Annotated in this window: 9 protein-coding genes; 5 read left to right on the forward strand and 4 right to left on the reverse strand. The window is 50.1% G+C overall.

All coding sequences use genetic code 11. From position 1 onward, the window contains the following. Window positions 1-20: 20 nt before the first annotated feature. The gene (gene mog, locus PTW35_RS24625; protein ID WP_107297108.1) at window positions 21-554 is read right to left on the reverse strand and encodes a molybdopterin adenylyltransferase; all 534 of its coding nucleotides are present in this window, start codon (window positions 552-554) and stop codon (window positions 21-23) included. Window positions 555-684: 130 nt separating this feature from the next. Beyond that, the gene (locus PTW35_RS24630; protein ID WP_281029140.1) at window positions 685-2,091 is read right to left on the reverse strand and encodes an NAD-dependent succinate-semialdehyde dehydrogenase; all 1,407 of its coding nucleotides are present in this window, start codon (window positions 2,089-2,091) and stop codon (window positions 685-687) included. 292 nt (window positions 2,092-2,383) lie between these two features. Here PTW35_RS24630 and PTW35_RS24635 point away from each other — a divergent pair, with 292 nt between their 5' ends. The 4 genes from PTW35_RS24635 (at window position 2,384) to PTW35_RS24650 (ending at window position 8,458) form a co-directional block, all read left to right on the forward strand. Beyond that, window positions 2,384-3,307 carry a M14 family metallocarboxypeptidase gene (locus PTW35_RS24635; protein ID WP_281027884.1) on the forward strand — a complete coding sequence of 308 codons (924 nt, stop codon included), beginning with the start codon at window positions 2,384-2,386 and terminating at the stop codon, window positions 3,305-3,307. Between the two features lie 141 nt (window positions 3,308-3,448). Next, window positions 3,449-4,978, forward strand: a complete 1,530-nt coding sequence (locus PTW35_RS24640; protein ID WP_281027885.1) for a hypothetical protein — start codon at window positions 3,449-3,451, stop codon at window positions 4,976-4,978. Window positions 4,979-5,076: 98 nt separating this feature from the next. After that, complete coding sequence (locus PTW35_RS24645) at window positions 5,077-6,366, forward strand: alpha/beta fold hydrolase (RefSeq protein ID WP_281027886.1); 1,290 nt, start codon at window positions 5,077-5,079, stop codon at window positions 6,364-6,366. A 223-nt stretch (window positions 6,367-6,589) separates the two neighbouring features. Further along, on the forward strand, window positions 6,590-8,458 hold the full coding sequence (locus PTW35_RS24650; RefSeq protein ID WP_281027887.1) for a RimK/LysX family protein: 1,869 nt from the start codon (window positions 6,590-6,592) through the stop codon (window positions 8,456-8,458). 89 nt (window positions 8,459-8,547) lie between these two features. On the opposite strand, the gene PTW35_RS24655 is transcribed toward PTW35_RS24650, so the two are convergent. Together PTW35_RS24655 and PTW35_RS24660 are read right to left on the reverse strand one after the other, a co-directional pair. Further along, complete coding sequence (locus PTW35_RS24655; protein ID WP_281027888.1) at window positions 8,548-9,819, reverse strand: CHRD domain-containing protein; 1,272 nt, start codon at window positions 9,817-9,819, stop codon at window positions 8,548-8,550. Between the two features lie 454 nt (window positions 9,820-10,273). After that, on the reverse strand, window positions 10,274-10,861 hold the full coding sequence (locus PTW35_RS24660; protein ID WP_281027889.1) for a sugar O-acetyltransferase: 588 nt from the start codon (window positions 10,859-10,861) through the stop codon (window positions 10,274-10,276). A 748-nt stretch (window positions 10,862-11,609) separates the two neighbouring features. Between PTW35_RS24660 and PTW35_RS24665 the strand changes: the two genes are divergently transcribed. Continuing rightward, the gene (locus PTW35_RS24665; RefSeq protein WP_231580636.1) at window positions 11,610-12,869 is read left to right on the forward strand and encodes an amino acid permease; all 1,260 of its coding nucleotides are present in this window, start codon (window positions 11,610-11,612) and stop codon (window positions 12,867-12,869) included. Window positions 12,870-13,327 lie beyond the last annotated feature (458 nt).

Genomic DNA, 13,327 nt, shown 5'->3' on the forward strand with positions numbered 1-13,327 from the left:
ATCAAGCTACTGAGTGTTCTTTACTTTTTCTTCGGACGGAAAGGCTTCATCACCTCTTCGTTACACTCGAGGTATGGCCCTTCCATCAGATCGATACAGTAAGGAATAGCTGGGAACACGGCATCCAGACATTCACGAATCGATTTTGGTTTACCCGGCAGGTTAACAATCAAGCTATCGCCACGAAGGCCAGCCGTCTGGCGCGACAGAATTGCGGTCGGTACAAACTTCAACGACTCAGCGCGCATCAGCTCACCAAAGCCCGGCATCATGCGATCACATACCGCTTCAGTAGCTTCTGGGGTCACGTCACGCTTAGCCGGACCGGTACCGCCTGTAGTTACAATCAGGCTGCAGTCTTGCTCATCGGCCATTTTGATCAGCGTCGCTTCAATCACATCCTGCTCATCAGGAATAACTTCGTATACTGGCTCCCACTCCGAGGTCAGGTAGTCATTCAATGTATCGATAATCGCCTGTCCAGAGATATCTTCATAAACACCTGCGCTGGCGCGGTCGCTAACAGTCACGATGCCGATTTTTGCTTTAGTCATTGGTTGTTCCTCAGGCTGAGCCTTGTAATCCATCTCTACTTTCATGCAAGCAGGAAAGAAATGTTTCGTCATGCATGCAAGTTTAAAAAATTCTCTTGAATTGTTAAACACCTAATCGGAGTTAACTCAGCTACAAACCGCCCATTAGGGTATATTTAGTCTCCAGAAAATCTTCCATTCCTTGCCTTGCGCCTTCACGGCCCAGGCCTGACTCTTTAACCCCACCAAAAGGCGCGGCCTCAGTGGAGATCAAGCCTTCATTGATACCAACCATCCCATACTCCAGTGCTTCGCTGAATTTAAAAGCACGGGACAGTGATTGGGTATAGGCATAGGCCGCCAGCCCCGAGCTGGTGTGGTTGGCCCGACGGATCACATCAGCGTCGTCACTGAAGCGGAACAAGGCTGCAACCGGACCAAAAGTTTCTTCCGTGGCAATCCGCATGGTGTCATCCATTTCCGTCAATACCTGCGGCGGGAAGAAATGGGTACCTTCTGGCTGGGGCTCACCATAGGCGAGCTTAGCCCCCTTGGCCTGCGCATCGTCGACATGAGCTTGAACTTTCTCGACCGCGGCAGCATTGATCAGAGGCCCAAGGTTCGCGCCGGGCTCAAAGCCATCAGCGACTTTCAGAGCTTTGACCCTGTCGACCAACTTGGCTGCGAATTCGTCATAGATACTGTTATGGACATAAATACGGTTGGCGCAAATGCAGGTTTGCCCGGCATTGCGGAATTTGGCAATCATGACGCCATCGATGGCTTTGTCGAGATCAGCATCATCGCACACAATGAACGGGGCGTTGCCACCCAGTTCTAAGGCTAACTTCTTCACCGTATCAGCCGACTGTGACATCAAGAGCTTGCCGACACCCGTTGAACCGGTAAACGAAATTTTCTTCACTGTCGGGCTTTCGGTCAGCGCACCGCCAATGGCTACCGCATCACCCGTGATCACGCTAAACAAACCGGCAGGGATCCCGGCTCTACCGGCCAACTCAGCCAGCGCCAGCGCCGTCAGCGGTGTATCCGGCGCCGGTTTGAGTACCACCGCACAACCCGCAGCAAAGGCAGGACCACATTTACGGGTGATCATCGCGGCCGGGAAATTCCATGGTGTGATAGCCCCGACCACACCAATCGGCTGCTTGGAAACCAAAATTCGCGCATCTGGTTTATGACTAGGTATTAACTCACCATAGGCGCGTTTCGCTTCTTCGGCATACCATTCGACGAAGCTCGCGGCATAAGTTATCTCCCCCTTGGCTTCCGCCAGCGGTTTCCCTTGCTCAGAGGTCAGGATGGTTGCCAAATCTTCGGTATTTTCGACAATCAGTTCATACCAGCGGCGCAATACTGTCGCCCGCTCTTTTGCCGTTCGTGCCGCCCAGTCGCCCTGAGCCTTATCGGCCGCATGAATAGCCGATGATGTTTCCTGTTTGCCCAACGCAGGCACTGTGGCTATCAACTCTCCTGTTGAAGGGTTAGTCACCGGTGAACAGGCATCATCAATCGCGGTCACCCAGTTACCTGCCACGTAGCAGGCCTGTTTCAATAATTGGGGATCATTAAGCTTCACGGAATATTCCTCTCGACGGCATCAGTTTATGTTACAGCATAATGACTTAGCGGAAATTAATGAAGTTAGCTTGATCGTGTTTTCTCACACTGGTGACAATTTATGACTGAGTACCCCGACAATTCGTCACATCTGCTCACAAAATAGTAACCAACTAATTATATCAGCACATTGAATACGATTGCGTCGGCATACACAGTCAATTACTCTGTTTGAACAAAGACAAATACACACAACAAAAGACAATCTAATGAAACGCGAACACAACTATCCGATCGGGACACCGGGCAAGCCATGGGGCGATGAAGAAAAAGCACAATGGCTGGCACAAACAACCATCAAGCGCTCATACCAGCAAGAAGTCGTCTCTAAAATCCAGGCGCTTGAAACAGACTTCGACCTCTTCCAGTACGGCGCACTAAGCTACGACATCGATAAATACCCACTCTTAGCCATCAAAACCCGCAACTGGGATAGCAGCAAACCAGTTGTGCTGGTAACCGGTGGCGTGCATGGTTACGAAACCAGTGGGGTACACGGTGCGCTGCAGTTCGCTGCAACCAAAGCTGCGCAATACAGTGACCGCTTCAATATTGTGATTGCCCCTTGCGTGAGTCCATGGGGCTATGAAGTGATCAACCGCTGGAACCCGAACACCGTCGATCCAAACCGCTCCTTCTACGCTGACAGCCCTTCCGAAGAAGCGGCCAACCTGATGAAAATGGTTGCGAGCCTTGACGGTAAAGTATTGGTGCACATCGACCTGCATGAAACCACAGATACCGATGAGCTGGAGTTCCGCCCTGCCCGCGAAGCGCGCGACGGCAACCTGTATATTGAAGACGGGGTACCCGATGGTTTCTACACCGTAGGCGATACGGAAAACCCGCAGCCGGCCTTCCAGAAGGCGATCATTGATTCGGTGCGCAAGGTGACCCATATCGCGCCACCGGACGCCGATGGCAACATCATTGGCAGCCCAGTTCAGCAAGAAGGCGTGATCAACTACCCGCTCAAGGCTCTGAGCCTATGTAATGGTATGACTGACTGTACCTATGGCACCACAACGGAAGTCTACCCAGACAGTGACCGTGCAACACCAGCGCAGTGTAATGACGCGCAAGTCGCCGCCATCACAGGAGCGCTTGACTACGTTATCGAACAGTTGGGCTAATTGTCGCTCCGCGTTAGCGACCGACGCCGAGCACATATAAAGCAGGAGCGAAGCGCTCCCGCTTTATCCCACCACCAATTCAATAAAGCATCTATAATTTAAGACTTTAACAAAACCAAACTAAGTCGAATTTAGGTGGCTATGCGCATACTCATTGTTGTCACATTGGCGGTCGTCATGGGCGCGTGCGCGACAACCGACCCTGCCATTTATTCTCATAGTCTGCAAAATTGCCTCAGCCACTTATCCGCGTTCAAAAAAGAGGTGAGGCGGCAACAAGTCTCCGACGTACAAGTTGTTAGCCATCAGGCATTTCCCTACCTCGCCTTTGACCGCTTTAGCCAATCGCAACTAGCGGGGATCGTCACCGTTAAAGACCGCAGCCAGTGGCTCGACTATACGGCACAACTTGCCGCCCGCCAGCGCCAGGCCGAGTTCAACAACCTGGTTGTTAACCACTTCGAGCTCCCCGTACTGGATCACTGCGCAAGCAAGCTCACCGAAGAGGCAAAACACAATGACCGAGTCTGGTCAGCAATTGTCCAGCAAGAGATCACCATTGCTGATAGCTACGAGCCATGGCTCCGCGTGTTTGGTCTCTACCCGATCAGTAGCCAGCTAGCTCAGTCAGCCATCGACAAAGAAAAGAAGAGGATCTTGCTCGGATTCCACGTGCCAGAACGGAGCCAGCCCACCGTTCAGTACCGGCTAGCGCAGAGGCCGACCGAAACAAACCTGCTAGCCCGCGCGACAAATACCCAAACTCCGAGGGCAAACACCACCATAAACCAAACACAAATAGAAGCATGGTTCAACCGTGCCCTTTCTGATTCCACGTTGGACTGGCCCATGCTGAGCGACAGCCAGGTTTCACAGCTGCATCTCCACTACGCCCCCTTGATTGCCGTGGAGCAAAGCTCGGATATAGCCTTTCGGCCCGAGGATAATATCCCGGGAGCCGTACGCTATTTGCCACTGGAGCAAAAGCCAGCAGTCGATACCTCACAGCCGGCCATCTACCTGCACCACAGTTATACCCGGCTGTATGGCAAGACATACCTCCAGCTAAACTACAGCCTTTGGTTTGCCAACCGCACACCGACCTCATTGCTTGATCCCTACGCCGGACAATTTGACGGGGTATTGCTAAGGCTCACTCTCGATCACCGTGGCCGGCCCCTGCTGTTAGATTCAATCCACCACTGCGGTTGCTACCACATGGTTTTCAACCTGAGCGAAAATTTCACTTTTGCCAATGCCCCCCCCGATATCGAAACACCTTTGCTGTTTGAGCGCATCGTTCCTTCATATGACGCAATGCCACCGTCATGGTCGGTGACCCTGTCACATGGCGAGCATATGATCAAGCAGGTGGATTGGCATGAGCAAGACCCAGCCACGGGAGCTCAAACCCAAGCTCTCAAGCCTATCGACTATGATCAATTACGCCAACTGCCCACCAACAAGCAGAATACGATTAGCCTCTTCGATCATCGGGGATTACTGCCTAGCAGCGAGCGCCTAGAGAGTACCTACCTATGGCCATTCGGCATTCCATCTGCGGGGGCGACACGCCAGCTGGGCCACCATGCCATTGCCTTTATCGGCATTCGCCATTTCGACCAGCCTCGATTATTTGAACAGATTGTCCGTCCGGTCAACGCTCCCTAGCTACGCCTGAGAGTCTGGCAAGATGAAAAGGTATTAGGATTGGTGTTAGGATAAGCTTTTGCTTTATCAGTCTGTTTTCGCCAGTAAAGGAGCTACCTGTGCAAACCTCTTTCATTGATGGTGATGTACTCTACCGTCAGCATATTTTCGAAGTCCCTCTGGATTACAGCCAACCGGATGCACAAACAATCTCTGTCTTTGCCCGTGAGGTTGTCGATCTTGGCCGCCAAAACGAGGAGCTTCCTTGGTTGGTTTATTTCCAGGGTGGTCCGGGGTTCCCTTCGCCTCGTCCGGACAGCCGCTCGGGTTGGCTCAAGCGGGCGCTGCAGCAATACCGCGTTTTGCTGCTAGACCAACGCGGTACCGGCAACAGCACAGTTATCAGCCATCAAACACTGGCACACCTGTCAGCTTCCGAGCAAGCCGACTACCTGAGCCTTTTCCGCGCTGACAACATTGTCCGTGATGCCGAAACCATCAGGGTGAAGCTAGGGGTACAGCAATGGGCAACGTTAGGCCAAAGCTTCGGCGGCTTTTGCTCGCTGACGTACCTCTCTTTCTTCCCGCAGAGTTTAAGCCGCGCCTATATTACCGGTGGTGTCCCCTCGCTGACCCGCCACGCCGATGAGGTTTACCAGGCGACCTATCAGCGGGTGCAAGACAAGAACGATGCCTTCTTTGCCCAGTTCCCATCCGCTCAGGCGCAATGCCAAAAGATTGCCGATCACTTGCTGGATAACGACGTTCGCTTGCCTAACGGTCAGCGCTTTACTGTCGAGCAGTTCCAGATGATAGGGATCAACCTTGGCCGCAGTAGTGCCAATGTGCCGATGTACTACCTGCTCGAAGAGGCGTTTGTCGAGGCTAACGGCAAGGAAACCCTCAGCTATAGCTTCCTCAACGCCATGCTGGCCGAACAAAGCTACCAAACCAACCCTATCTATGCGATTTTGCATGAGTCTATTTATTGCCAGCACACGGCCTCTAATTGGTCGGCGCACAGGGTACGTGATAATTTCCCACAGTTTAATTACCACACAGGCGGCAAATTCCAATTTACGGGGGAAATGGTTTATCCGTGGATGTTTGACCAATTCGAGTGCCTGGTACCACTGAAAGACGCCGCCAATTTGCTTGCCGAACGCACCGACTGGGATGATTTATATGATGTTGAAGCCCTGGCGGACAATCGCGTACCGGTCGCCTGCGCGGTCTATGCCGAAGATATGTATGTAGAGATGCAGTACTCGCTGGAAACGCTTAAAGGTATCCCCAACAGCAAAGCTTGGATCACCAACGAGTACGAGCACAATGGCCTGCGAGCCGACGGTGAGCGCATTCTCGACAAGCTGATCCAATTGGCTGACAGTGTAGCAAACCTGCCGTAATAGATGATAGCGAGTCCCTGTGTGGCACGTTTTCACACTCCACATGGGGACAGCTGTGCAGCTAACTGATTTAAAAACCTTTTTCCACCAGAGTTTTGCAAGGATTCTGTCAGTATTTCTGAATCTTCGCTGAATTGCTGCCAATAAACCACTTCGTGATCACCGTTAAACAGTAAACTTAGTCTTAGTAACTCCCCCTTCGCTAAATAGATACAGGAAACCTATGACTTCCCTACGACTGTTGACCACACTGTGCTTGGCAGCCTTTGCCGCCTCTCCCGCCATGGCGCAAAACACCCAGTATGAAAACATTGTTGAGAGCCGTGCCAAAATCGACAATAAGGTGGTTTTAGGCCGCACAGAGCTCGTTTATTTTCCTGCTATTGATTCGCTCAGTGACATTGGGGTTCCGGCCAAAATTGATACCGGTGCTGATTCAACTTCTATCCATGCCGAGAACATTGTCATTACCACTAATGAACCGGCCTTCGATGGATTAAAAGGCGACGAGCTGCTCGATGCTATTGCCGTTGAATACGATGCTCTCGGCACTACCCAGCTGCGTGACCGAGAGGACAAAACCAATATCATGGTCAGCTTTGACATCAGGCACCCTTATACCGGGGAGTTGATCCGACTTGAAAAACCGCTATTCCGCTTAGCTATGATCAAAAGCCGAGGCGATGGTCATTTGGCCCGCCCGGTAGTTGAGCTCGACCTGACCATCGCGGGGCAAACAGTCCGCACCGAAGTCAACCTGACAAACCGTGACAAGTTTTCCTACCCTATCCTGATCGGCAAAACGTTCCTGCGTGATACCGCTTGGGTCGATGCCGGGTTCAATTATCTTCAAGCGCAACCTGACGCCCACATTATCGGCCGTAAGGAAAGAGCAACCATAGGCAACGTACCGCTGGATGTCAGCACCACCTTCGAAAGCCGGTACAGTATTTTACACGCCCTGGATATTAAGGTTGATGAAAAGAAAAAGGCTGTAAGCTTCACTCTTGAAGGTCGAGATAAATCCCGCCAAGCGATGACCCTGCCGCTTAGCCGCATGCTTCGCTTTAGCAATGCACAAAGGCCAATGGTCTATTTGCCGGTCAAAGTGGGGAACGTAGAGCAATATATTCAGGTCTATCTGAAAGATCGCTCGAAGAACCAGAGCCAGTTACGCTTGGGGACTGAGGCGCTTAACCAGTATTTCGTGGTCAATTTAGGGGCTAGCTATCTCGGTAAGTCGGACCTAGCTCCTATCTCATCGGTCGCCAAAGATGATTCAATATTGATGATCAGCGGTGAGGAAACCATCAACATCGACGGGGTGAGTATCAACGCCGGTCCTTCAGGCCTTATCAAGACGCCATTGCTGAAAGTCTCGCAGATTGACGAAAGTCGCTCCGAGTATGGTCGGATGATCCAGTACACCATCAAGGACACCAATGGCAAAACTCACCAACTGGACAAGCCGCTTAAGAGAAAAGTACGGGTGGGTGATCAAGTCCGGCCGATAGTCGGGACTGAAATTTCACTGCCATCCTCACTGCTCCTTCGTGACATTGCCCTGGAAACTCAAGAGCAAGACGATAGCACGTACAGTAAGCTAGAGATCAGCCCGGATTTGATCCCAGGCGCTTTGTTAGTCAATACCCGCACCACCCAGCTTCTCGACAAGCATGCGCCTAGCCAGGCCGGTTATATCGAGCAACTGAAGATGGACAATATGCAGTTCCCGGTCAAACTGGATACTGGCGCAGATGTTAGCTCCATGCATGCCACCGACATCAAAACCTTCGAAGAAAATGGCAAGGAGATGGTCACCTTCACCTACAGTAACCACCAAGGTGACCAGAAGATCTATACGCGTGAAGTCGTGAAAACCATGCGGATTAAAGCCCGTGCCGGAGAAAAACCAAGCACGCGTTATGTTGTGAATATGACGGTGAATTTGGATGGAATGGAAAAAGAAATCAAGGTTAACCTGCGCGACCGAAGCCGGTTCGAGTACAGCATGATTTTGGGCAAGAACTTCCTCAAGCACAATATCGTGGTCAGCAGTGATGAGCAATTTATCCTGACCAAGAAAAAGTAGTCCCTCACTCACATCGTCAATAACAAAGGAGCTTTTCAGCTCCTTTGTTATTTCCCCAAAACGTTCAAGCAATGGCCTAAAGGCCTTCCCTACTGTATCTGTCCTCGCACCTCGCCACTTGGCACATCCGGTGTATGAACATTAAGGTAATGGCCTGCCGACAATAGTTTCTCTGCGGTTTCATCGTCAATCTCAACCTCACCAGGGCTTCGCCAAGTTGACGCCCCATCTTGCTCCAAACTTACAACGACCCCACCGTTAGTACCCGCCTCACCCTCGTGAACATGGGCGGCCACGGCATCATCTAAGTCAGTTGTATAAACAAGAACAGAAAGCAGGTTAGTTTGCGCATCAAACCAGACGTAACCATCACCAGAGCCATCAGTCTCCACGGGAGGCACCTCCTGATCGCCACCGAGCTCAAAGGCAAACAGCGTCACCGAGCTTGGGAAAATCTGGCCTCTCAGCTCCCCGCTTGGCACACCGGGCGTGTGAACATTAACGTAGTGACCGCCCTCTAGTAACAGGTCAATAATATCAGCCTCGAGTGAAGCCCCGTCAGGTGTTTGCCACACATTCGGATCATCGGTGTTCTGCTCAAGAACGACCACGACACCGCCATTCTGACCAACCCCTCCCTCATGAATATGGGCAGCAACCGCATCTTCTACGCCCGTAGTCAGCACTTTCAAGTTCACAGCATTAGTGGCGGTATTAACCGTCGCATAACCATTCCCGAAGGCATCAGTATCTACTGCCGGTACTTCTTGTCGACCGCTAAGTACAAAAGCCAATATTGCTGTGTCGCTATCAACGATCTGCCCTCTTACTTCACCTGATGGCGTCTGCTGGGTATGCACATTGATATACCACTCTTCATTGAGCAGCATATCGGCTTGTTCTGCGGTAATCTCAACGTCTTTAACCGACATCGTACCATCACCATTATCGACAAACTCAAAGGCCACCGGCCCATTCTCACCTATCATTCCTTGGTGAATATGGGCGGCAACCACACCCTCAACGCCACTGACGTCAATATCAGCTGACAATAGGAACCTGTCTTCATCGTTTGTCCCATCATCGCCGTCATCACCATTGTTTTTATATGGTGTGTTGATACTCTCTTGCTCGTCGACTCTGTCACCTGATGACACTTCACTTATCGTTACATTCAAAAAACCATCATCATGACTCTTTTCGATCAGTAGAGTCACCACGCCAAAGGCCATTGCTTCAGTACCAACGGGAGGCACTTCTTGAGCACCTGACAGAGTGACATCGAATGTTATTTCTTCATCATGACAACCGACCAATGAAGAAACGGCTACCAGCAACAACCAAATCAAGTGTTTACCCATACCCCCTCCAACACCAACAACTGATTCATGTTGCAAAGTGTAGTTGTCTGGTCATGCCTCAAAAGCCATACACTGAATCACAACTGAGACTGTATGCGCAGGAGTAAGAAAAGTCCTAATCCGCAGATGTTTAAAAGCCTAGGATTGGCAATTGAAATTAAAGCAAATAGCTAAGACAAAGAGAGACTTGTATATGGTGGTATGTCCACGAAAGTAAATCATTGTCAAAGTGCAGGACTTTTTGCGTCGATTAATTACAATTAATTAGTTAATGAATACTATCTTAGGGAATGAGTATGAACACTCGGAAACTGGTGTGGTCCATAGCAGGCATGCTGATTACGTTTCCAACACTGGCTGTTGGTATCTCAGAGTGGCTCCACTGTCCGCTCATTGAACTCATGTACTAATCATGGTGTTCAACACCGGACAGCGGAACGCACTCACGCCTTCATCACTCAATCAGCTCTGCTTTTTTGTCGTTGATAGCCAGGGTACGAATCGGCTTTGCCGGTGAGCCGACACATACGGTATTCGCAGGCAGATCTTTTGTTACCACACTCCCGGCACCGACAACAACGTTATCGCCAATGGTAACGCCCGGACAAACGGTCACATTGGCCCCAATCCATACATCACTACCGATAGTGATCGCCTTGGCAAACTCCTCGCCAGAAGCTCGCTCGACCGGGTCAAGCGGGTGACCAGCCGTCGCAATCACCACCCCAGGTGCCAACAAGCAGTTGTCACCAATGTGAATCGGCGCGCAGTCCAAAATGGTACACCCATGGTTGGCATAAAAGCCCTTCCCCACTTTGAGGTTGTAACCATAGTCACAGTTAAACGGCGACTCTATCCATGCATCGGTCTCCTTGCCCAACAGCTCATTAATTAACGCCTGGCGAGCGTCTTTATCTGTAGGGCATGTTTGGTTCAGCGCGAAGCAAAGCTTCTTTGCTTTTTGGCGGTCTGCGACAAGCTCTTCATCCCACGCTTGATACATCTCACCAGAGATCATCTTCTGTTTTTCTGTTAACGCCATGATTGGATCTGCACCTCATCAATCCGGCAATGCCGGCTAAAATAGAAGCCGATATTATTCCCTAGCGCTTTGGCTATTGCTCTTGTTACGCAGGTTTTCGTTGCCAAAAACTCGTGCAGATCACATTCGGCGTTAACATTTGGGAAAGTTCCCACACCAAGCAAAAACTACGTCAATACCCAACCAGAATCCATTCACTGTACAACTGACTCAAGCAGCCGGAGCAGCAAGCTACTATTCTCGCCTCAAAGAGGCCATCGATAGCCTCCCGCTTCATAGTAATCGATGACAATCCCTGGCAGCCTTATTGACAGCCTGATAAAGAATGTTGAAGAACGTGAACTCAGGCACGTTTTATGGAAAAGCAATTCCAATGAAATCACTGACTTTTTTATTCTTTTTTTGAAGTGTGCCTAGTTTTATTGACACTTTGCATGACAAAAGTCAAAGCCCGAAAATTCATTTCTGCATTCTTCAAATTAAGAAAAAAAGATGCTCGTTTTTCTTAATTTTGGCAAAAAGTGAGAATGTTTTTCTCCACAAGCTAGCACTATTATGCCTGCACAAAAGTTTCAACTAACATGGGCTGATTAAATGGTTGATGCTGCACTTCAATCTTGAGTTCCATTACATCAATCACTTAGCCCGTGCAGTAATAATAATAACCCTACATGGAGTAGCTATGAACACGCAAACAGAAACCCTTACCGGTGCCGCCGAACATCTCCCTCCGCATATAAAAGCAGGTATGACCGAATCGGAGTGGAAGCAAGCCATCAAATTCGACAGTGTGGATATCGGGTGGGTCGTCATGAGTATCGGCATGGCCATCGGGGCAGGTATCGTATTCTTGCCCGTCCAAGTCGGTATCATGGGCATTTGGGTATTTCTCCTCTCTTCTGTCATTGGCTATCCTGCCATGTACTTGTTCCAAAAACTCTTTATCAATACCCTGGCTGAATCAAAAGAATGTACCGATTACCCGGCAATCATTTCCGGCTACCTCGGAAAGAACTGGGGCATCGCCCTCGGTGTACTCTACTTCATCATGTTGGTGATTTGGGTGCTGGTCTATTCGCTGGCCGTTACTAACGACAGCTCTTCCTACCTCCACTCTTTCGGAATAACAGAAGGCTACCTGAATGAAAATGTCTTCTACGGTCTGGGCTTGATCTGCGTGCTATCGTTCATTGGCAGCAAAGGTGAGAAGCTGCTGTTTAAACTGTCCGGCTTCATGGCTGTCACCGTACTATCGCTGGTTGCCGTGATGGGATTGCTACTGGTCGCTCGTTGGGATTTCAGCAATATCCCCGCCGTTGGCGAGTTCCTGCCAATGTTCAAAGATGCCATCATTACATTGCCGTTTACCCTGACCTCAATCCTGTTTATCCAGTCACTGAGCCCAATGGTGATTTCATACCGCTCTCATGAGAAATCAATTGAAGTAGCGCGCTACAAAGCCACCCGCGCCATGAAGGTCGCCTTCAGCATTCTGTTCGTGATTGTATTCTTCTTCGCTATCTCGTTTACCTTCGCCATCAGCCAAGAGCAAGCCATGGATGCGATGAACAAGAACGTGTCTGCACTTGCTATTATCGCTCATTACTATTCAGGCAGCTGGGCGACAGTGGCTGGTATCGTGATAAACATCTTTGCTGTTGTCACATCATTCTTCGGGGTGTTTCTTGCTTTCCGCGAAGCGTGTAAAGGTTTGGCAATGAACCTCTTGCTTCGCAAGTACAAGGAAGAAGAGATCAACAAGGAATGGGTAAACAAAGGCGTCATCACCTTCATTATCCTGCTAGCATGGTCTGCGATTGCCCTGAATGCCCCCATTCTGTCTTTCACTTCCATCTGTAGCCCCGTATTCGGCTTGGTTGGATGCTTGATCCCAGCATACCTTGTGTACAAAGTACCCTCACTGCACAAGTACAAGGGGGCTGCGACATACATGATTATCGCAACGGGCATCCTACTGTGTATCTCGCCTATCCTGGCCTTCATCTGATATAACCCGTGACAACAAGCCCACAATCGCTACTCGCCTTGTGGGCTCTTTTCACACCGCCCCATCACGACACAGCTTCCAAAAATGCCAGCTCTCCTCCTCCACCCAACAAGAACAAACCGAAGTGACTCGCACAATGTAAAAATGCTTGCCTGTAACGCAGCCAGACAAACCCCTACTTCAGCAGAAATCAAAGCCCGTTATTAGTAAATAACCTCGCAAGAAATCAAATACTCGGTTTTTTAAGCTGGAAAATGAACGTAAATGAAGTTAATCAGACCATCCCAGCAGGCCTAACTCATCATCCCCAATCACTTTATAGTTAGTGGGTTTCAAATACATTGTGCTCGCAAATAGGGCTCATCATACCTATGACGCTCATGCACACCCTGAGTCATTTTGAGCGACACTGTCAACATCAGAAGTCACACAGGTCCAGCATGGAATAGCACAACACA

The sequence above is a fragment of the Photobacterium sp. DA100 genome (assembly GCF_029223585.1).
In the GTDB taxonomy this organism is placed as follows: Bacteria; Pseudomonadota; Gammaproteobacteria; order Enterobacterales; family Vibrionaceae; genus Photobacterium.